The following is an 18,650-nucleotide window of genomic DNA, read 5'->3' as shown; positions in this document are numbered from 1 at the left end:
CAGGTCCGGAACGGAGCTCGCCGGTGATCTCCACAACCCGCAGGTCAGGGCACGTGTGGAGCGCGTGACACCACGTGTCTGGAGGTACTCCCCGAATGTCACGGGCGCCGCAGGTCAGACCCCTTTCCGGAACCACCCTCCGTGGTTCCGACCCGCCCGTGCACGCCGGCGCCGGCGTGCGACTCACGCCGGAGCGAACGCGCGCACCCCCGTCGCCGTCCCGACGGCGCGGGCTGCGGCCCCAGCCCCTCCGGCGAGCACGCAGGCGGCGGTGCCGACGGCCGCGAGAGCCAGCGCACCCCCGATACCCAGTGCGGCGCGCGGGCCGAGCGTGTCCGTCAGCCATCCCACGAGTGGCGCGCCCGCCATCGAGGCGAGGGAGCCGACGAGACCCTGGACGGCCAGGACGCGGCCGCGCACATGCCCCGGGGCCAGGAGCTGCACGGTCGTCGACACCGCCGTGTCGTAGACGATGCAGCAGGCAGCCACCGCGAACATGGCCCCGGCGAACACCCATGCCACGGGCGCGGCGCCGGAGCCGGCCTGGAGGAGTCCCGCGGCGGCCGCCGCGCCGAGCAGCACCGGCATCCGCAGGTGGCGCAGTCGCGCGGCCACCGCGGCGCCGACGAGCGCGCCGACGGAGAAGCAGGTGAACAGGCGTCCGTAGAGGCCGGGGCCACCGTGGAAGGTCTGTTCGGCCATCGCCGCCATCGTCACCTGGAAGTGACGGCCCACCGCACCGGTGACCGTGCCCATGAGGAGGACGACGACGAGCTGCCTGCTCGCCAGCACGTGGCGGAGGCCGTCCCGGACCCCGCTCGACCCGCGGGTCGCCCGCTCCATCGGGTGCAGCAGGTCTGTCCGTAGCCGCAGGACCGTGAGCGCGACGACCGTGAACGACACCGCGTCGATGGCGAACACCACCCACGGGCCCGGCCCGGCGAGCACCACCGACCCCGCACCCAGACCCAGCACCCAGCCGGTCGAGTGCGTCACGGAGCCCAGCGCGATGCCGTTCGACAGGTTCTCGCGACCGAGCACCTGGGCCAGCAGCCTGCCGAAGCACGGGCCGTCCAGCACACCCAGGACACCCGTGAGAGCCGCGAACACGTACAGGTGCCACAGCCGCGTGTGGCCGCCCGAGGTCATCATCGCCAGTCCGCCGGCGAGCACCGCGTAGGCACCTTGGGTGAGCGGCAGGACCCGTCGCGCGTCGAGCCTGTCCGCGAGCGCCCCGCCGGCCAGCCCCAGGACGAGCGCGGGCGCCTGCTTGACGGCGACGACGGCCCCGAGCGCGGTGGCCGACCCGGTCATGTCGTAGACGAGCCAGCCGAGCGCGGCGGTCGACATCCACGACCCGACGTTGGACACGAGGTCCGCGAGCGCCCAGCGCCGGTAGTTGGGCAGTGCCAGCGCCCGCAGTGCGACAGGTAGGCGGCTGGCGCCGCCGTCCTTGCGGGCGGAGGGGCGCGGCGGCGCGGCGGGGTGCAGGGTCACGAGCCAGCAATCGGCGCTCGTGGCCGAGCCCTGACCAGGACGAGGTGCCGTGTCCGTCACACTTCAGCGGTGCAGCGGGCGGCCACCGCACCGCGCGCGGGCCGGCCCGGCCGGGCGAGACTGGGGCCATGAGCGACTGGAACCAGCAGATCATCGACGAGTTCCGGACGAACGGCGGTTTCGTGCAGACGAACGGGTTCGGCAAGGGCCTGGTCCTGCTCCACCACCGAGGCGCCAGGTCCGGGACCGAGCGCATCAGCCCCGTGGCGGCCATCCGGATCGACGACGAGGACGCGTGGCTCGTGGCAGCCTCCAAGGGCGGTGCACCGCAGAACCCCGGCTGGTACCACAACCTGCTCGCGCACCCGGACGTGGAGATCGAGACACCGGACGACGGCACCGTGCCTGTGCACGCCACGGAGCTCGTCGGCTCCGAGCGCGACGCCGGGTGGGCCCGGTTCCTCGACCGCTCGGCGGGTTTCCGTTCCTACGAGCAGCGCACCACACGCACGATCCCGGTGCTGCGGCTCGCACGCCGAGACGTCTGACACAGACCAGCCTGTGCCCACTGAACGATGAGGAGCCCCGTGGAGATCACCGTCGAAGTCCAGCCGACCACGCTCGTCGCCGTCCTGCGTGAGCGCGTCGCCATGGATGCACTGGTTGCCTTCTATGACCGCGCCTACCGGCTGGTCGCCGAGGAGGTCGCGGCGGCGGGGCTGACGATCACGGGTCCGGCGTTCGGCTGGTACCGCGACATGCCCACGGACTCCGTCGACCTCGCGGCGGGCTTCGTGGTCGGTGCCGACGTGGTCGAAGACCTCGGCGGCGGCGTCGAGGTCGTCGAGCTGCCGGGCGGTCCCGCCGCGGTCGGGGTGCACGTCGGCAGCTACGACGGCCTCCCGGGCGCATGGGGCGAGCTGCGGACCTGGCTCTCTCAGCACGCGGCGCAGATGCGGGGGGACTTCCTCGAGGTCTACCTCACGGACCCCAGCGAGGTCGCCGAGCCGAGCCAGAACGAGACTCGGCTCGTCCTGCCGGTCATCGCCTGACTCCCGGGGCAGGCGATGTCAGGCTGTGCGCATGCCGCGCCTGACCCTCCCCGAGCCGCGAACCCCTGACCCCATGGATGCGCCCGTCCTGCGCTGGGGCATCCTCGCCCCGGGCCACATCGCCGGGCACTGGGCGACCGCGCTGCGCCAGCACACGCGCCAGCGGCTGGTCGCGGTCGGGTCGCGCTCACCGGAACGCGCCGCGGAGTTCGCCCGCAGGCACGGCGTCGACCGGGTGCACACCTCCTACGAGGCGCTCGTCGACGATCCCGAGGTCGACGCCGTGTACGTCGCGAGCCCGCACAGCCACCACCGAGAGCACGCCCTGCTCGCGCTCGGAGCCGGCAAGCACGTCCTCGTCGAGAAGGCGTTCACGCGCAACGCCGCCGAGGCACGCGAGCTGGTCGCAGCCGCGGCAGGCGTCCTGCTCATGGAGGCCATGTGGACGCGCTACCTCCCGCACACCGACGTCGTCCGCCGGGTGCTCGAGGACGGCCTTCTCGGGCAGGTGCACCGGATCACGGCGGACTACGGCGTGCACGCCGGCCTGAGCCCGACGCACCGGTTGCTCGACCCCGCCCTGGCGGGCGGCGTCCTGCTGGACCTGGGCGTCTATCCCCTGTCGTTCGCCTCGGCAGTCGCGGGCGCCGCCGGTCTTGCCCTGCGTCCGACGAGCGTCCAAGCCGCCGGGACGCTCGCGGCGACCGGGGTGGACGCGCAGGTGAGTGCGCAGATCGGCTACGGCACCGCTCAGGCACAGCTGTTCACGTCGATGCTCACCGCTTCGGGGCACACCGCGCAGGTCTTCGGCTCGCTCGGCCGGATCGAGGTCGACGACAGGTGCTACGTCCCCGCCGGTGTGACGCTGACCATCGGTGAAGCCACCGGCACCTGGGACGCGAACAGCATCCACGGCTACGGCGGGCTGAGCTTCCAGACCGCCGCGCTCGCCACCTACGCCGCGGAGGGGCGGACCGACTCACCGCTGCTCCCCCTCGACGAGACGGTCACGATCCTCGAGACGGCCGACGACATCCGCCGGCAGGTCGGCGTCGTGTACCCGGGCGAGTCCTGACGACGACCGTGCAGGCGCTCGCTGCGCGGGTCCTCAGTGATCGGCGTGCGCCCGTGCTGCCGCGAGGTCGACGAGGACCCGCGGGAGGTCGACCGCGCTACGGCCGTTCGGCGCGACCACGCGATCGAGTCCGGAGGTGTGACGACGTAGGTGCCCTACCGGGTCCCAACGCGTGGTGCGCAAGGTCAGGACGACGAACGGCGCGACGACGATCAGGGCTGCCACCAGGGTGAGGACTGTTCTCATACCTCGAGCGTCGTCCTCGGAGCATGCCCCGGACGAGTGGCAGAAAAGCCGATGATCATCGATTTCCCGCCACGCTCGCGGGAGCGCCGGATCTAGGGCTCAGAACCGCTGAGCGGCGAGCGGTCCCCGACGAACCAGAGGTGGCCGAACGGGTCGACGAAGCCACCCTGCCGGTGGGTCCCCCACGGTGCGTCATGGTCGCGCAGAGGGTGGTCGCCGGCGTCGGCGCCGGCCTCCACCGCCCTGGCGACGAACGCGTCGGGGTCGTCGACGAACACCTCGATCCGCACGGTCGGGTTCCCGACGCTCAGCGGGTCGGCCCAGCCGTTGCCCTCCGGCTCGCCGAGGAACAGTGGAGCCCCGTGCACAGAGAGCCCCACGACGCTGCCGAGGTCCCACAGCCGCGTGGCGCCCATCGCCGCCTCGTACCAGCGGGCCGCGGCCTGCGCGTCGGGCACGGCAAGCATGAGTGACACGACCGGATCGTCGTTCATCGCCACACCACCCGTCCGCCCGTGCCGGGGTTCGGCCTGGTACGCAGCGTCTCACAGGAGCCCAGCGCCGGGCTCCCGGTCGCGCTACGCACGGACCCGCCTCGCGGGGCTTCGCAGGCTGGCCGGTCCTCGGGCAGGGCGAGAAGCGGACGTCCTGTGACGAGACCGTCCGGCCCCGGCAGCGCCGCTCGGACGGTCGGCGAGCCCGACTCCGGGTACGACATCGACTCGTGACGACGGGCGCCGGACGGTGTCGGCCAAGGGGAGCCTGGTGGCAAGGTGAAGCGGGTGCGCCGCACTGGTCGCCCGAACGAGCGATCCACGATCCACAGACGAAGGAGACGCTGCCGTGCCCACGATCCTCAACCCGTACCTCAACTTCCGTTCCAACGCGAAGGAGGCGCTCGAGTTCTATGCGGCCGTCCTCGGGGGCGAGCTGGTGACCAGCACGTTCGGGGAAGGCGGGATGAGCCAGTCCCCCAGCGACGCCGACCTGATCATGCACGGTCAGATCACCAGCCCGTCGGGCCTGGTTCTCATGGCCGCGGACGTCCCGGAGCACATGGAGTGGTCGCCCACCAGCAACATCTCGGTGTCGCTCAGCGGTGACGACCTCGGCGAGCTCACGGGCTACTGGGACAAGCTCTCCGACGGCGCGACGATCACGGCCCCGCTCGAGACGGCCCCGTGGGGCGACACGTTCGGGATGCTGGTGGACAAGTTCGGGGTGAGCTGGCTGGTCAACGTCTCAGCGCCGACCGCCTGAGCCCCGCCGGCGCCGCTAGGGTGGGAATCGTCCCGTCCCGCAGGGGGTGCCATGGGCCCGACGCTCGTCAGGGTGCCGCAGGGTGGCAGGCTGCGTCCGCGCGACCTGGGAGTGCCGAGCGGGCGACCGGTGGTGGCCCTCTTCGGCTCGACGAATCCCCTGGAACCCGAGCTCGCCGCCACCCTCGCACCGCTCGTGCGGGAGCTGTTGCTCGGAACTGCGCTACGCCGCGGGGTCGTCGTGACCGGGGGGACGGACGCCGGCGTCTTCGCCCTGGCCGGCGCGTCCTCGCTCGCCGTCCGCCCTGCGCCGCCGCTGGTCGGTGTCGCGCCGGCTGCCCTCGTCGACTCGGGGGACGTGCAGGGTGGGGTACCGCTGGAACCGCACCACCACGCCGTCGCGCTGGTGGCGGGCACGGACTGGGGCGACGAGCTGCCCGCGATCAGCGACCTCGTCGACGCGGTCGCCGGGCGGCGCCAGGTGGTCGTCTGCGTGCTGGTGGGCGGTGGCCCCGTCTCGCGCACCGAGCTGCGCGAGCACCTGCGCCGCGGCCGGACCGTGCTCGTCGTCGCCGGGTCGGGCCGCCTCGCCGACGACGTGCTCTCCGGGCGCGCGACCGACGGCGATCCCGAGCTCGCCGCACTGCTCGACGCCGGACTGGTGATTCCCGTGGACCGTGCGGGCGGAGCCGATGCAGTCCGCGAGGCGCTCGAGACGGTGCTCGGTCCTGTCCGCCCCGCAGGCCGTGCCGCCGCGTTGGACGCCGTGCCGCGGCGGCGGGTGCGCACCGCACCGGCGACCCATCTGCTCCCGCCCGACGCCGCGGTCAGGTACCCCAACCTGGCGACCGCGATCGCCGTCGCGGAGCAGGTCGTGGCCCCGGCTCTGCGCGTCTGTGACGCGACCGCGTTGCGGGAGCAGAACCGGCACCGCTGGATCGTGACTCTCGGGCTGGTCGGCGGCCTGGCGACGACCACGCTCGGCGCCGTCCAGTCCTGGCTCACGTCGGCCGCGTGGCCCGGCGTCGCCCTCGCGGCGGTCGGCGCGGCGACGTCCGGCCTGCTCACGATCTCCCGCAGGCAGGGCGCCCTCGACTCGTACGTCAGCGCACGGACCAGGGCGGAACGCCTGCGCAGCCTGTACTTCGAGTTCGTCACGACCATGCCGCAGCGCGCGGGCGACGACGCCGTCGCCAAGCTTCGCGAGGAGACTGCCCGTCGCCGGTACGGGCTGCCGGCCGCGCCAGCGTCGAACGCGCAGGCCTCGGCACAAGCGCTGCTCGACGACGCCTCGACCCAGCCTGTCCAGGCCGACGCGCCTCCCCCAGCGCCGGCCGGCACGCCTGCGTCGTGGCCCGCCGAGGCCCTCGATCTCTACCGACGGCACCGGCTCGAGGAGCAGGCGCGGTGGTATGAGCAGCGATCCCGTCGCCTCGAGACCGGCCTGCACCAGACGGTCACCGCGTCGGCGCTCCTGCTCGTGTGTGCCGCCCTCTTCGGGGGACTGGGCGTCGCAGACCCGCTGCATCGCGCGGCGTGGGCCTGCGTCGCGGCCTTCTGCGGCGCGCTCGCCGCCGCGACCAACACGTACGAGGCGATGTCGGGCTTCGGCACTCTCTCCCGCCGCTACGACGACACCGCCGGAGCGCTACGACTCGCTGCGGCACGCGCCTCGTCGATCGACGTCGGCGACGGGCGCGCAGTCGACTCGTTCATCGCCGAGGCGGAGGCGATCCAGCTCGGCGAGGTCGGCACCTGGTCCATGCTGCTGCGCCAGTCCGTCGACGACACGGGGACGACGCCACCGAAGCGCTAGTAGCCCGAGGACGAGCCGGAGTTGGCGAGGATCCCGATCCAGATGAGTGCCATCGGGATCCCGACCACCAGCGAGACCACGAGCGCGGCCGTGGCCATCGGCTCGCGCTTCCGGATGGCGAACACGGCGGGGATGATGCCCCACCAGCCGGTCAGTGACAGGACCATCGCCACGATGGAGAGCGTGTTCGACTTCTCCGGCGGGCGGGCGGGCGGGGGTGAGGGCCGGCCGCCTGGAGCGACCGGGCGGGGCGCTTCGTGCCGGAACTCGGTCCACCGCGCGCCGTCCCAGAAGCGCTGCCCTGTTCCACTCGGGTCGGGATACCACCCGGGGGCCCAGGCCGTCTGCGTCGGCGGTGCGGACGTCTTGCGCTGGTCGTTCGACGCGGGCGCACCCGTCGTCGCACCCGTCGTCGTGTTCGGCGCCGAACGGTTCGCTGGGCCCGCCGTCGCCGTGCTCGCCGTGCTCGCCGTCGCTCCGGTCGGGGTGTTCGAGCTGTTCGATGTCGTCGTGCCCGTCGCGGCCACCGGAGTGGCCCCGGTCGACGCTCCGAGCCCCCCATCGGCCGCCGACCCGGTGTGCACGCTCTGCGCCACCGTCACGGCGAGGACCCGGTCGATGTCCTCGGAGATCCGCACGGCGAGGTCCGGGCGCTTGCGCAGGTCACGCATCAACGTCCGCAGCTCCTCGCCCGCCGACTCGTCGCGCTCGGAGTCGAGCCCGTCGCGAAGCTGCCGGAAGAGGTCGACCTGCTCCGCGTACGTGAGCGACGGCGCCGCGACCTGGGCCGAGAGGTCCCTGAAGATCGCGTACGGCGACGGCGGCCGGGCCGGCGGCGGGTCCGTCGGCGTCCACGGCCGCGCCGACTTCTGCTCCAGCGCCGAGATCAGCTGGATTCCGGCGTTCGCGGCGCGGTCGACGTACGGGATGATGTGCAGGTTCGCGAAAGGGTTGAGCCGCGGGTTCGCGACCGATCCCACCTGGACCGGCAGGACCGGCGCCCCGAGGGCCTGCGCGTACGCGAGCTCGACGCCGCAGGGCTTGGAGCGCAGCGAGTTGTCCGAGAGCGCGAAGATGAACACCTCGCACGTCGCGATCTGGCCGAGGATCTCGTTCCACCAGTCGTCGCCACCGCGCAGCTCCTGGTCGAACCAGACGTCGAAGCGCGTCGGTCCGAGGTCGTCGACCAGTCGTTTTACCGCGGCCAGGTCCTTGCTCGAATAGCTCGCGAACAGCATCACAGCCCCCAGTCAGCCGACCGCACACTCCGTCTTGCGTCGTCCAGCGGCCCTTCTTCTGATGCTCGCAGATCGCCGATATGCCTGAGAAGGCTTGGAATGGGCGAATCCTTCCTCGCCGGAGGGCTACGTCATCGTGAGCTCGCGCCGCCCGACGACGTCGGGGGCCGCTCCAGGGTGCCCGGGAGTCGTCCGACGACAACGGCCCCGGTCCGACGCCACGACTCTCGTCGCGCGCCGTTCCGGGGCCGCTCGTCTGTTCAGCACCGTTCAGCCATCGCCCACCGCGCCCGCTTGTCCTTGTTGCGCGCGGCTTGAACCGCCTCCAGCGCCATTGGAGGCTGTCGATGACCAGCCACCCGGTCAGTGCTCGTCAGTCGCTCTCGTAGCGACGCGTTTCACTTCCGGGCCGGTCGTTCGCGATGGGATGCTGACACCACCACGCAGACCGGGAGATTGATCAATCGCCGACAGTACACGGCAATCGGTCGCCTGTCCAGAACAGGTGTGCGAATCGCTTCGCACGGGACATCGCCACAGGAGCCGGCGCGTACCGCCGCGCCCGGCCCGTCCGCCTGGTGGGGCACCTTTGCGCTGGCCCCGGCGTTGGCACTAGCGTCAACCCGATTGCGGTCCCGACACTCCTGTCAGGCCCGCCCGCCAGGACGTCTCGGCCCGGTCCGGTCATGGAGGATGCGATGCGCGCACACACTGCCGCCCCCGCCGCCCTCCCCCGCGACGGCGCTCCCGCCTGTTGTCGCTGTCTCTAGAGCGCTGGCTCTCCTGAGCGCGAGGGTGCCCTGACCGGGGCGCGCCTCACGCGCCAGCGCTCGCCCCGGGGTCAGCGACGGGCGCCACGCGCCGCACACACCCGCCGCGGACCCTCCGCTGCCACACACTGTGCACGACCCGGGACACACGTGCCCCGGCCCAGCCCATCAGTCCCCCACCCACCGCCGCGTCCGCGGCGGCTCGACCGAAGAGGAACCATGGCACGCATCTACGACGACGCGACGGCGCTCATCGGCAACACCCCGCTGGTCCGCATCAACAAGATCACCGACGGTGCGCCCGCCACCGTCGTCGGCAAGCTCGAGTTCTACAACCCCGCGAACTCCGTCAAGGACCGCATCGGTGTCGCGATCATCGACGCCGCCGAGGCGTCCGGCGCCCTCAAGCCCGGCGGCACGATCGTCGAGGCGACGTCCGGCAACACCGGCATCGCGCTCGCGTTCGTCGGCGCAGCCCGTGGGTACGACGTCGTGCTGACCATGCCGGAGACGATGTCGAAGGAGCGTCGCGCGCTCCTGCGCGCATTCGGCGCCGAGCTCATCCTGACGCCGGGCTCCGAGGGCATGAAGGGCGCGGTCAACCGTGCCGACGAGATCGTCGCCGAGCGCGAGGGCGCCATCCTTGCCCGCCAGTTCGCCAACGAGGCCAACCCCGAGATCCACCGCCGCACCACGGCCGAGGAGATCTGGGCGGACACCGACGGCAAGATCGACATCTTCGTCGCCGGCATCGGCACCGGCGGGACGATCACCGGTGTCGGGCAGGTGCTCAAGGAGCGCAACCCGAACATCCAGGTCGTCGGCGTGGAGCCGGCCGAGTCCCCGATCCTCAACGGCGGAGCCCCCGGTCCGCACAAGATCCAGGGCATCGGCGCCAACTTCGTCCCGGAGATCCTGGACACCACGATCTACGACGAGATCATCGACGTCGACGCCGAGACCGCCGTGGCCGTCGCTCGTCGGGCGGCCGCCGAGGAGGGCCTGCTCGTCGGCATCTCCTCGGGTGCCGCACTGCACGCCGCGACGCTCCTGGCCCAGCGGCCCGAGAACGCCGGCAAGCTGATCGTCACGATCATCCCGTCGTTCGGCGAGCGCTACCTCTCCACGGTTCTCTACGCCGACCTGCTCGACTGACCGTCCTGCACGTGGTCCGGTGCCCGCCGCCACGGCGGGCACCGGGCGTCCCCCTCAGACCCCACAGGACGAAGCCCTCGATGTCCGTACCCCTGCACTTCCTCGCCACGCTCCAGGAAGACCTGCAAGCAGCCCGCGACCGCGACCCCGCGGCCCGCTCGCTCGCCGAGGTGGCCCTGGGCTACCCGGGCGTGCACGCCGTGTGGGTCTACCGCCTCGCGCACCGGATGTGGCAGCGCCCAGGGCTGCAGCTGCCGGCCCGGCTGATCTCGCAGCTCTCCCGGGCGTTCACGGGCATCGAGATCCACCCGGGCGCCCGACTCGGTCGTCGCCTGTTCATCGACCACGGCATGGGTGTGGTGATCGGGGAGACCGCCGAGGTCGGCGACGACGTCGTGCTGTTCCACGGGTCCACGCTGGGCGGCAAGTCGATGCGGCACGGCAAGCGGCACCCCACGGTCGGTGACGGCGTGGTCGTCGGCGCGGGCGCCAAGATCCTCGGCCCGGTCTGGATCGGGGCGGGCGCGCAGATCGGCGCCAATGCGGTCGTGATCCACGACGTCCCTGCCGGAGCGATCGCCGTCGGCGTGCCGGCGCAGATCCGCCAGAGGCCGGCCGCCGCGCCGTTCGACGCCGAGATCGACGATCCCGCGATCTACATCTGAGGTCCTGTCGGACGCCCATCGCCACCCGAACGACGCTAGCGAGGCTCCTGCTTCGCCGTCGGCCAAAGAGCACTTGTTCTAGTTGTAAGCAAACAACTAGGGTGGCGACATGCTCTTGCGGATCGACCCCACCTCTCCCGAGCCGCTGTTCGTGCAGCTGGCCGGCCAGGTCCGCGCGGCCGTCGCACGCGGCGAGGTGACCGTCGGAGAACGCCTCCCCGGCGCCCGCGAGCTCGCAGCCTCGCTCGACATCAACCTGCACACCGTGCTCCGCGCCTACCAGGACCTGCGCGACGAGGGACTGATCGAGCTCCGCCGCGGACGAGGAGCCGTCGTCACGGCCATCCCTGCGGACAACGCCGAGCTGCACGCCGCGATCGACGCGCTCGTCCGCGTGGCACGGTCCCTCGGCATCACGCCCCAGACCACCACAGCCCTCGTCAAGGAGGCCTTCCGATGAGCACGGTCCCGCACCGCACCATGACCACGGTCCTGACCCTGGTCGTCCCCGGTGCCCTGCTGGGCTCCACGCTGGCCGTCGCGGCCGCCTGGTCCGACCAGCTGCCCGATCCGGTCGCCTCGCACTTCGGCTCCGAGGGACCGACCGGGTACTCCTCGCTCGCGGGGCTGCTCTGGCCGACGGTCGCGGTGTCTGCGCTCGTCGCGGTCGGCTCGTGGGTGCTCGCCTTCTTCTGGGGCCGTGCTGCCCTCGTGCGCCGCGTCGCCGCCGGGACGGCCGTCGGGGTGTCCGCCGTGATGGCGACGATCGTGATCGGCATCCTCGACGCGCAGCGCGGACTGACCGACGCCGCGGACACCGGCGACATCGCCGTGGTCACCGTCGTCGCACTGGTCGTCGGGGCGCTCGCGGCAACGCTCGCCGCCGTCGCGATGCCCGGCGACCCGCACCAGCCGGCCGGGCAGGCGGTGCCGGACGACGCTCCACGGCTCGCGCTCGGCGCCGGAGAGACGGCCACCTGGGTCGCGGTCGCGGCCAGCCGCGCGATGCTCGTCGGCGGCTGGGCGGCCGCGGCCTTCGTGCTCGTCGTCAGCGTCCTCACCCAGAAGTGGTCGTTGGCGCTCGCGAGCCTCGCGCTCGTCGTGGTCGTGCTGGCGACCGCGCGGTTCACCGTCGTGGTCGATCGACGGGGCTTCACCGTCCGGTCCGCTCTCGGCTGGCCGCGTGTCGTCGTCCCGCTCGACGAGGTCCTGCGCGCCGAGGTGGTCCAGGTGGCAGCAGTCTCCGAGTTCGGCGGCTGGGGCTACCGCGTGGGCCGGGGAGGCCGCGTCGGGATCGTCCTGCGCTCCGGAGAGGCGCTCCAGGTCGAACGCACGGGCGAGCGCTCGCTCGTCGTCACCGTCCACGACGCTGCGACCGCGGCCGCGCTGCTCAACACGCTCGCCGCGCGTTCGCGCGTCCTGTGACCGCATAGCCTGGCGCTGCGGCGTCGCCGGGCGCCGGTCACGGAGGACGCGCGATGCAGCTGGGCTATCACACGGGCTACTGGTCTGCGGGGCCGCCGCCCGGCGCCCAGGAGGCGGTGCTCGGCGCCGAACAGCTGGGGTTCGACTCCGTCTGGACGGCCGAGGCGTACGGGTCCGACGCCTTCACACCGCTGGCCTGGTGGGGATCGCGCACGTCACGCATCCGGCTCGGCACGGCGATCGCGCAGATCTCGGCCCGCACACCGACCGCGACGGCGATGGCCGCACTGACGCTCGACCACCTGTCCGGCGGCCGGTTCGTGCTCGGTCTCGGGGCCTCCGGCCCGCAGGTGGTCGAGGGGTGGTACGGCCAGCCGTACCCCCGGCCGCTGGCCCGGACGCGTGAGTTCGTCGCCGTCGTCCGACAGGTCCTCGCTCGCGAGGCACCGGTGACGTTCGACGGCCAGTTCTACCGTCTCCCGCTGGGGGCCGACGAAGGGTCGGGGCTGGGCAAGGCGCTGCGCTCCACCGTGCACCCGTTGCGGTCCGACCTGCCGATCCACCTGGCGGCCGAGGGTCCGCGCAACATCGCGATGACGGCCGAGATCGCCGACGGGTGGCTCCCGCTCTTCTACTCGCCGCGCATGGACGGCGAGTACCGGACGCTGCTGGCGGAAGGCTTCGCGAAGCGCCCGACGCCGACGGACGACTTCGAGGTCGTCGCGACCGTGCCCGTCGTCCTCGGCGACGACGTCGAGTCGGCGGCCGACGCCGTTCGTCCGTTCATCGCGCTGTACGCGGGCGGGATGGGCGCGAAGGGTGCCAACTTCCATCGCGACGTGCTCGACCGGCTCGGTTACTCCGAGGCGTGCGACGAGATCCAGGCCCACTACCTGGCGGGCGACCGCACGCGCGCGACGGCGGCGGTTCCCCTGGAGCTGGTGCAGGACATCGCACTGGTCGGGACGGTCGACGACGTGCGAGGCCAGCTGCCCCTCTGGGAGGCGACGGCGATCACCACGATGCTCGTGCAGGCGGACCCGCGCACGTTGCCCGTGATCGCAGCAGCCCTCGCCTGACGTGGACGACGACTACGCCGAGGCGGTCCTGGACCTCGTCGCCCAGATCCCGTCCGGGCGCGCGATGACGTACGGACTGATCGCGGAGATCGTCGGGGACCGGCTCGAGGCCACGGAAGGCAAGCGCCGCGGCGGACCGCGTCAGGTCGGGACCGTCCTCGCCCGCGCCGGCGTCGACGTGCCCTGGTGGCGCGTGGTCAACACGGTCGGGCGACCACCCGAGCACCACCTGCAGCGCGCCCTCGAGCAGCTCCGTGCCGAGCGCACGCCACTGACCTCGGACGGAACGCGCGTCGCACTTCGGACAGCGATCTGGTTTCCGGACGAATGAGCGTGTCTCTTTAGGCGACCGGCACCGCGCCACGTAGCCTGACCGCGCACGAGCGGCCGTGACCCGGCCGCGCGGGTACAGCTGGGGAGATCCATGACCACGACCGGGCGGAGCATCACGCTCGAACGTCCCTCCCCCGTTGCTGCCCCCGCGCCGGTGCGGATGCCCCATCTGCGCGGCCTGGACGGGATCCGCGCCCTCGCCGTCACCGCGGTCGTGATCTACCACCTGGGCGCCCCGTGGATGCGCGGCGGCTTCCTCGGCGTCGACGTCTTCTTCGTCCTCTCGGGCTTCCTGATCACGACGCTGATCCTCGACGAGGTCGAACGGACCGGCCGCTTCTCGCTTCGACACTTCTACGCCCGTCGCGCTCGGCGGCTGCTCCCGGCACTCGGGCTCCTGCTGCTCGTGATGGCTGGGGTCGGGCTGGTCCTGCGCAGCGAGGTGGGTGAGCTCCGCGGGGACATCGTCGCCGCCCTCGGTTACGCCTCGAACTGGTGGCAGGTCGCGGCCGACCGCTCGTACTTCGAGCTCGTCAGCCGTCCGCCGTTGCTCCAGCACCTGTGGTCATTGGCGGTCGAGGAGCAGTTCTACCTGGTGTTCCCGCTGGTCGCTCTGCTCGCGATCCGCTGGGGCCGCGCCCGGGTCGGGCAGCTCGCCGCGCTCCTCGCGATCGCGTCGACCGTGGCGATGGGCGTCATCGCCATCCGTACGTCGAGCCCCGTCCCCCACGACCCGAGCCGCGTGTACTTCGGCACCGACACCCACTCGATGGGACTGCTCGTGGGCGCCGCGATGGCGTCGGTCTGGATGCCGTGGCGGAGCTGGCAACGAGCCGGTTCGTGGACCCACGAGCGAGGCCTGTCGGTGCGCAGGTTCGAGGCGGGCGTCACGGACGTCGTGGGGTGCCTCGCGCTGCTGGCGGTCGTGGCGGCCTTCGTCTGGGTCGACGAGTTCAGCGCGGCGCTCTACCGCGGCGGGTTCCTCGCGTTCTCGGTCATCGCCGCGATCCTCGTCGGCGCCGTCGTGGACCCGGCCGGGCTCCTGGGTCGTCAGCTGGGCCGTCAGCCCCTGCGCTGGGTGGGAGAGCGCTCGTACGGCATCTACCTGTGGCACTGGCCGGTCTTCGTGCTGACCCGGCCGGGTGTCGATGTCCAGGCCTCGCCGTGGCTGGCGACGCCGGTCCGCGTCGCGGTCGTGCTCCTGCTCGCCGAGCTGTCCTACCGGTACGTCGAGCTGCCGATCCGCCGCGGCGCGTTGAGCCGCGCGTTGTTCGCGGTCCGGTGGGGCGGCGTACGACGGCGGTCGGCCATCCTGGTCGGCGCCCTCGCCTCCGTCGTCGTCGCGGTGACGACGACCGTTGCTGTCGCGTTCGCCCAGGTCCCCGCTGCGAGTGCCGTCGGGAACGTGCTGCAGCCCGGCGTCCCCGCGGCCTTGCACCTGGCGCCGAGCCCGGTACCGACCGGCGCTCCTGCGACATCGGCTCCCGACCCGACGCCGGGCATCTACATGTCCTTGACCACGCCTCCGCGAGCAGTCGCCCCGGTGCCCGCCCCGCCGCCGCCTCCTCCGCCGCCCCCTCCCGCGCCGCCGGACCCGATCGGCGGAGCCTCGGCCTTCGGCGACTCCGTGATGCTGGGCGCGGCCGCCGAGCTCAACGCCCGCGGCATCGGCGTCGACGCCGCCGAGTCGCGCCAGTTCGGGGTCATGGTGGACCTCGTGCTCGCGTCGCGGGCAGCCGGGACGCTCGGGCACACCGTGATCGTGCATGGCGGCACCAACGGACCGATCGACGAGGCGACCCTGCGACGGCTGCTGGACAGCACTCGCGATCGCCGGGTGTACCTGGTGAACGTCCACGTGCCGCGCACCTGGGAGGCGTTCAACGACGAGGTGCTCAGCCGGGTCGCGGCCCAGTACCCGAACGTGCACGTGCTGGACTGGTCGACGCTGGCCGCCGGGAACCGTCCCTGGTTGTACTCCGACGACATCCACCTGCGGCCCGGCACCGGCCGGGACGGGTACGCCGACTGGGTCCTCGCCTCGATCCAGCCGTAGGCAGGTCAGTCGCGCCGGATCAGCACCACGGCCCGGTCGTCGTCGTCCCCGGCTCGTACTCCGGTCAGGACCTGTGCAGCGTGCCCACCGCCCGGCGAGAGCACCCGGTCCGCGACACCCATGAGTCGGTCGATGCCCTGGTCGAGGTCGCCGTCGGCACCGCCCTCGATCACACCGTCGGTGTACAGCATCAGGACGTCACCACGTTCGAGCCGGCCAGACCGCGGCGTGCAGACGAAGTCCGCGACGATGCCGAGCGCCGGACTCCCGATGCTGTCCACGACCTCGAAGCGACCCGACCCCGCGTGCCGCTGGACGGCCGGCGGGTGACCGGCCGACGACACCCAGTAGTCACCGCTCGGCAGGTCGACGGCCACGTGGATCGCGGTGGCGAAGCCCTCCTCCCAGTCCTGGTCGAGCAGGTACCCGTTGGCCGCACCCAGGAAGTCCTCGCGCCGCAGCGCGCCGAGAAGGCCACCGAACGCGCCGGAGAGCTGGAGCGACCGGACACCCGCGCCCAGACCTTTGCCCGACACGTCGACCAGGACGAGCTCGAGGAACTTCCCTCCGTCCCGGCTGCCCGCGACCATGAAGTCGCCCGAGAACCCGTCACCGTGCGCGGACCGGATCACGCTGTCGACGTGCCACCCGTCCGGAAGTCGCGGCACCCGGCCGTGGGCCGCGAGGCGGTCCCGCAGGTCGACCAGCATGAGATCTCCGGGAACGCCCTGCAGACCCAGGCGCGACCGCTCACGCGCGAACGCGATCGTCGCCGCCACCGACACGGAGATGACGACGACGATGCCCGGCAGGAGCGTCGGCGTGCCCACCCACCACAGCCAGAACGTCCCGGCGAGCACGACCGAGCCGACGACCACGAGCGGACGCAGCAGGAGGAGGAACGCCGCGACGAGCTCGAGCAGGAGGAGGCTCGACGGCGGGACCCAGTCGGGGTAGAGGCGCACGCCCGCGACGACGAGGACGGCGAAGGCGACCATCGCGGCCGTGAGGACCTGCTGCGAACGCAGACCCCACCGCCGCAGGAGCAGCGACGCGCGCGTGAGCAGCCCCCTCTTCGGCGCTCGCGCAACTCGCACGTCGTGAGCGTATCCGCCGCTCGCACCGACGGAAATCGTGGTGCCGTCGAACCGTGAACCCGGGCACGATGGGTCGATGCGCCCACTGCCTGCCGGATACCGGATCGTCGACGTCGCGGAGTCCCGCAAGGACGAGTTCCAGGAGGTGGACCGCCTCGCGTTCGGGTTCGAGCCCACGCCGGAGACCGACGCGCTGGTGCCGGTCACCGTCACGTGGGATCGGACCGTCGGTGTCGAGTCGGCCGACGGGCGGCTCGCCGCGGTGCACGCCTCCTACGCGTTCCAGCTCCCGGTACCCGGCGCGACGATCCCGTGCTCCGGCCTGACCTGGGTGGGCGCCCGGCCCGACGAGCGACGGCGCGGGCTGCTGCACGCGATGATCGACACCCACTTCGAGCGCTCGCTGGCCCGGGGAGAGCCGGTCTCCGCGCTGTTCGCCGCCGAGCACACGATCTATGGCCGGTTCGGCTACGGCTCGGCCGCCGACGACGTGCGCCTCACGCTCCCCCGCGGCGCTGCCCTCCGCGACGCGACGCCGACCGCCGGCGCGGCGGATCTGTCGGTCCGGCTCGACACGGTGGACGTCGAGCGGCACACCCCGCTCGTCGACGCGGTCCACCGGGCGGCGGGAGCCGGGCGACCTGGCTGGATCACCCGAGACACCCCCGCGCACCAGCGGCGGGCGCTCGCAGACCCGCCCGCCTGGCGCGACGGCGGAGAGCCGCTGCGCATCGCGACGGTGGTCGACGGCGCCGGGGGCGTGCGCGCGTACGCCCTCTTCCGACGCAAGGAGAAGTGGCAGGAGGGCCGTCCGGCAGGCATCGTGCAGGTTCGCGAGGCCGCGGTGGTCGACGCCGCTGCGGCGCGCCTGCTCTGGTCGTTCCTGCTCGACCTCGACCTGACGGGCACGGTCGAGGCTGCGATGCTGCCCGCCGACGACCCCCTCCTGCTCCTGCTCGCGGACCAGCGCGGAGCCGCACCCCGGCTCACCGACAACATCTGGGTCCGGCTGCTCGACGTCCCGACCGCCCTGGCGGGCCGCCGCTACAGCGCGCCGGTGGACGTGGTCCTCGACGTCGCGGACGACCGGCTCCCGGCGAACGCGGGCCGTTGGCGTCTGACCACCGCCGACCGGGACGACGACGGTGCATGGCCATGGCCGGCGTCCGCGACGCGGACCGACGACGAGGCCGACCTGACGCTCGACGTCCGGGTGCTCGGCGCCGCCTACCTCGGTGCGCGATCCCTCACCGCCCAGGGACGTGCTGGGCTCGTCGCGGAGCGGACGACCGGGGCCCTCCAGGCGACCGCAGCGGCCTTCGCCTGGCCCGTCGCGCCGCTGTGCAGCTGGGTCTTCTAGCGCGAGCGCTCGTACTCGGTGAGCAGGTCGATCCGGCGTTGGTGACGCTCACCCTGGCTGAACGGCTCGGCGATGAACGCGTCGACGAACGCGAGCGCCTCGTCCACCGTGTGCTGCCGGGCACCGATCGAGACCACGTTCGCGTCGTTGTGCTGGCGGGCGAGCTGGGCGGTCGCCAGGTTCCACGCGAGCGCCGCGCGCACCCCGTCCACCTTGTTCGCCGCGATCTGCTCCCCGTTCCCGGACCCTCCGATGACCACACCGAGCGAGCCCGGGTCCGCGACGACCGCCTCGCCCGCCGCGATGCAGTACGGCGGGTAGTCGTCGAGCTCGTCGTAGGTGTGCGCCCCGTGGTCCACCACGTCGTGCCCGGCGGCCCGCAGATGCTGGGCGACGGCCACCCGCAGGTCGAAGCCGGCGTGGTCGGAGGCGACGTGGATCCGCATGGGCCCATCCTGCCGTACCCGCCCGGGTCACCGGGTCCGTGTTCACGGGCGTCGTTCGTCCGGCGCGTTTCGCGATCAGCG

At 72.6% G+C, this 18,650-nt stretch carries 19 protein-coding genes; 13 read left to right on the top strand and 6 right to left on the bottom strand.

The window, feature by feature from the left end; all coding sequences use genetic code 11:
• Nucleotides 1-183: 183 nt before the first annotated feature.
• The gene (locus tag I847_RS22425; protein WP_051274552.1) at nucleotides 184-1,497 is read right to left on the bottom strand and encodes an MFS transporter; all 1,314 of its coding nucleotides are present in this window, start codon (nucleotides 1,495-1,497) and stop codon (nucleotides 184-186) included.
• Nucleotides 1,498-1,625: 128 nt separating this feature from the next.
• On the opposite strand from I847_RS22425, the gene I847_RS0107240 reads away from it, so the two are divergent.
• The 3 genes from I847_RS0107240 to I847_RS0107230 are packed head-to-tail and all read left to right on the top strand — an operon-like array spanning nucleotide 1,626 to nucleotide 3,624.
• A complete protein-coding gene (locus tag I847_RS0107240) occupies nucleotides 1,626-2,045 on the top strand; it encodes a nitroreductase/quinone reductase family protein (protein WP_028049170.1) in 420 nt (139 codons plus the stop codon).
• A 39-nt stretch (nucleotides 2,046-2,084) separates the two neighbouring features.
• Entirely contained in the window at nucleotides 2,085-2,549 is a 465-nt protein-coding gene (locus I847_RS0107235) for a GyrI-like domain-containing protein (protein ID WP_034609348.1), read from the top strand.
• 31 nt (nucleotides 2,550-2,580) lie between these two features.
• Nucleotides 2,581-3,624, top strand: a complete 1,044-nt coding sequence (locus tag I847_RS0107230) for a Gfo/Idh/MocA family protein (RefSeq protein WP_028049168.1) — start codon at nucleotides 2,581-2,583, stop codon at nucleotides 3,622-3,624.
• Between the two features lie 33 nt (nucleotides 3,625-3,657).
• On the opposite strand, the gene I847_RS0107225 is transcribed toward I847_RS0107230, so the two are convergent.
• Both I847_RS0107225 and I847_RS25465 read right to left on the bottom strand, forming a co-directional pair.
• Nucleotides 3,658-3,870 (bottom strand): hypothetical protein, encoded by a 213-nt coding sequence (locus I847_RS0107225; RefSeq protein WP_155856046.1) that lies wholly within the window; start codon nucleotides 3,868-3,870, stop codon nucleotides 3,658-3,660.
• Between the two features lie 92 nt (nucleotides 3,871-3,962).
• Nucleotides 3,963-4,364, bottom strand: a complete 402-nt coding sequence (locus tag I847_RS25465; protein ID WP_155856045.1) for a glyoxalase/bleomycin resistance/extradiol dioxygenase family protein — start codon at nucleotides 4,362-4,364, stop codon at nucleotides 3,963-3,965.
• A gap of 349 nt (nucleotides 4,365-4,713) precedes the next feature.
• On the opposite strand from I847_RS25465, the gene I847_RS0107215 reads away from it, so the two are divergent.
• A complete protein-coding gene (locus I847_RS0107215) occupies nucleotides 4,714-5,130 on the top strand; it encodes a VOC family protein (RefSeq protein ID WP_028049166.1) in 417 nt (138 codons plus the stop codon).
• A 51-nt stretch (nucleotides 5,131-5,181) separates the two neighbouring features.
• Entirely contained in the window at nucleotides 5,182-6,945 is a 1,764-nt protein-coding gene (locus tag I847_RS25460) for an SLATT domain-containing protein (protein ID WP_051274550.1), read from the top strand.
• On the opposite strand, the gene I847_RS22410 is transcribed toward I847_RS25460, so the two are convergent.
• Nucleotides 6,942-8,183, bottom strand: a complete 1,242-nt coding sequence (locus I847_RS22410; protein WP_034609345.1) for a TIR domain-containing protein — start codon at nucleotides 8,181-8,183, stop codon at nucleotides 6,942-6,944. The two genes, I847_RS25460 and I847_RS22410, sit on opposite strands and share 4 nt — an antisense overlap.
• Nucleotides 8,184-9,172: 989 nt before the next feature.
• Between I847_RS22410 and cysK the strand changes: the two genes are divergently transcribed.
• The 7 genes from cysK (at nucleotide 9,173) to I847_RS22405 (ending at nucleotide 15,666) form a co-directional block, all read left to right on the top strand.
• A complete protein-coding gene (gene cysK, locus I847_RS0107200; RefSeq protein WP_028049165.1) occupies nucleotides 9,173-10,108 on the top strand; it encodes a cysteine synthase A in 936 nt (311 codons plus the stop codon).
• An 80-nt stretch (nucleotides 10,109-10,188) separates the two neighbouring features.
• Complete coding sequence (gene epsC / locus I847_RS0107195) at nucleotides 10,189-10,773, top strand: serine O-acetyltransferase EpsC (RefSeq protein WP_028049164.1); 585 nt, start codon at nucleotides 10,189-10,191, stop codon at nucleotides 10,771-10,773.
• A 109-nt stretch (nucleotides 10,774-10,882) separates the two neighbouring features.
• Nucleotides 10,883-11,233, top strand: coding sequence for a GntR family transcriptional regulator (locus I847_RS0107190; protein ID WP_028049163.1), 351 nt, complete (start codon nucleotides 10,883-10,885; stop codon nucleotides 11,231-11,233).
• Nucleotides 11,230-12,198: a DUF1648 domain-containing protein gene (locus I847_RS0107185; protein ID WP_028049162.1), complete on the top strand. Its 969-nt coding sequence runs from the start codon at nucleotides 11,230-11,232 to the stop codon at nucleotides 12,196-12,198. The genes I847_RS0107190 and I847_RS0107185 overlap by 4 nt, the downstream gene beginning before the upstream one ends.
• Before the next feature lie 53 nt (nucleotides 12,199-12,251).
• Nucleotides 12,252-13,277, top strand: coding sequence for an LLM class F420-dependent oxidoreductase (locus I847_RS0107180; RefSeq protein ID WP_028049161.1), 1,026 nt, complete (start codon nucleotides 12,252-12,254; stop codon nucleotides 13,275-13,277).
• Nucleotide 13,278: 1 nt separating this feature from the next.
• Entirely contained in the window at nucleotides 13,279-13,608 is a 330-nt protein-coding gene (locus tag I847_RS0107175) for an MGMT family protein (RefSeq protein ID WP_028049160.1), read from the top strand.
• 93 nt (nucleotides 13,609-13,701) lie between these two features.
• Nucleotides 13,702-15,666 carry an acyltransferase family protein gene (locus I847_RS22405; protein WP_081680581.1) on the top strand — a complete coding sequence of 655 codons (1,965 nt, stop codon included), beginning with the start codon at nucleotides 13,702-13,704 and terminating at the stop codon, nucleotides 15,664-15,666.
• Nucleotides 15,667-15,671: 5 nt separating this feature from the next.
• Here the strand turns inward: I847_RS22405 and I847_RS0107165 are convergent, their stop codons facing one another.
• Complete coding sequence (locus I847_RS0107165) at nucleotides 15,672-16,763, bottom strand: PP2C family protein-serine/threonine phosphatase (protein WP_028049159.1); 1,092 nt, start codon at nucleotides 16,761-16,763, stop codon at nucleotides 15,672-15,674.
• A gap of 76 nt (nucleotides 16,764-16,839) precedes the next feature.
• Between I847_RS0107165 and I847_RS0107160 the strand changes: the two genes are divergently transcribed.
• Nucleotides 16,840-18,123: a GNAT family N-acetyltransferase gene (locus I847_RS0107160; protein WP_028049158.1), complete on the top strand. Its 1,284-nt coding sequence runs from the start codon at nucleotides 16,840-16,842 to the stop codon at nucleotides 18,121-18,123.
• Here the strand turns inward: I847_RS0107160 and I847_RS0107155 are convergent.
• Nucleotides 18,120-18,569, bottom strand: a complete 450-nt coding sequence (locus I847_RS0107155) for a ribose-5-phosphate isomerase (RefSeq protein ID WP_028049157.1) — start codon at nucleotides 18,567-18,569, stop codon at nucleotides 18,120-18,122. The two genes, I847_RS0107160 and I847_RS0107155, sit on opposite strands and share 4 nt — an antisense overlap.
• Nucleotides 18,570-18,650: the final 81 nt, after the last annotated feature.

It is taken from the genome of Cellulomonas sp. URHD0024 (assembly GCF_000426185.1).
Lineage (GTDB): Bacteria > Actinomycetota > Actinomycetes > Actinomycetales > Cellulomonadaceae > Cellulomonas.
The sequence above is the reverse complement of the archived record's forward strand: the minus strand, read 5'-3'. Positions and strand labels throughout refer to the sequence as shown.

What these genes read in the sequence shown, in the direction of transcription:
- I847_RS0107240 (WP_028049170.1), top strand. Translation starts at nt 1,626, where the DNA reads ATGAGCGACTGGAACCAGCAGATCATCGACGAGTTCCGGACGAACGGC.
- I847_RS0107230 (WP_028049168.1), top strand. Translation starts at nt 2,581, where the DNA reads ATGCCGCGCCTGACCCTCCCCGAGCCGCGAACCCCTGACCCCATGGAT.
- I847_RS0107225 (WP_155856046.1), bottom strand. Translation starts at nt 3,870, where the DNA reads ATGAGAACAGTCCTCACCCTGGTGGCAGCCCTGATCGTCGTCGCGCCG.
- I847_RS25465 (WP_155856045.1), bottom strand. Translation starts at nt 4,364, where the DNA reads ATGAACGACGATCCGGTCGTGTCACTCATGCTTGCCGTGCCCGACGCG.
- I847_RS25460 (WP_051274550.1), top strand. Translation starts at nt 5,182, where the DNA reads ATGGGCCCGACGCTCGTCAGGGTGCCGCAGGGTGGCAGGCTGCGTCCG.
- I847_RS22410 (WP_034609345.1), bottom strand. Translation starts at nt 8,183, where the DNA reads ATGCTGTTCGCGAGCTATTCGAGCAAGGACCTGGCCGCGGTAAAACGA.
- cysK (WP_028049165.1), top strand. Translation starts at nt 9,173, where the DNA reads ATGGCACGCATCTACGACGACGCGACGGCGCTCATCGGCAACACCCCG.
- epsC (WP_028049164.1), top strand. Translation starts at nt 10,189, where the DNA reads ATGTCCGTACCCCTGCACTTCCTCGCCACGCTCCAGGAAGACCTGCAA.
- I847_RS0107190 (WP_028049163.1), top strand. Translation starts at nt 10,883, where the DNA reads ATGCTCTTGCGGATCGACCCCACCTCTCCCGAGCCGCTGTTCGTGCAG.
- I847_RS0107185 (WP_028049162.1), top strand. Translation starts at nt 11,230, where the DNA reads ATGAGCACGGTCCCGCACCGCACCATGACCACGGTCCTGACCCTGGTC.
- I847_RS0107180 (WP_028049161.1), top strand. Translation starts at nt 12,252, where the DNA reads ATGCAGCTGGGCTATCACACGGGCTACTGGTCTGCGGGGCCGCCGCCC.
- I847_RS22405 (WP_081680581.1), top strand. Translation starts at nt 13,702, where the DNA reads ATGACCACGACCGGGCGGAGCATCACGCTCGAACGTCCCTCCCCCGTT.
- I847_RS0107160 (WP_028049158.1), top strand. Translation starts at nt 16,840, where the DNA reads ATGCGCCCACTGCCTGCCGGATACCGGATCGTCGACGTCGCGGAGTCC.
- I847_RS0107155 (WP_028049157.1), bottom strand. Translation starts at nt 18,569, where the DNA reads ATGCGGATCCACGTCGCCTCCGACCACGCCGGCTTCGACCTGCGGGTG.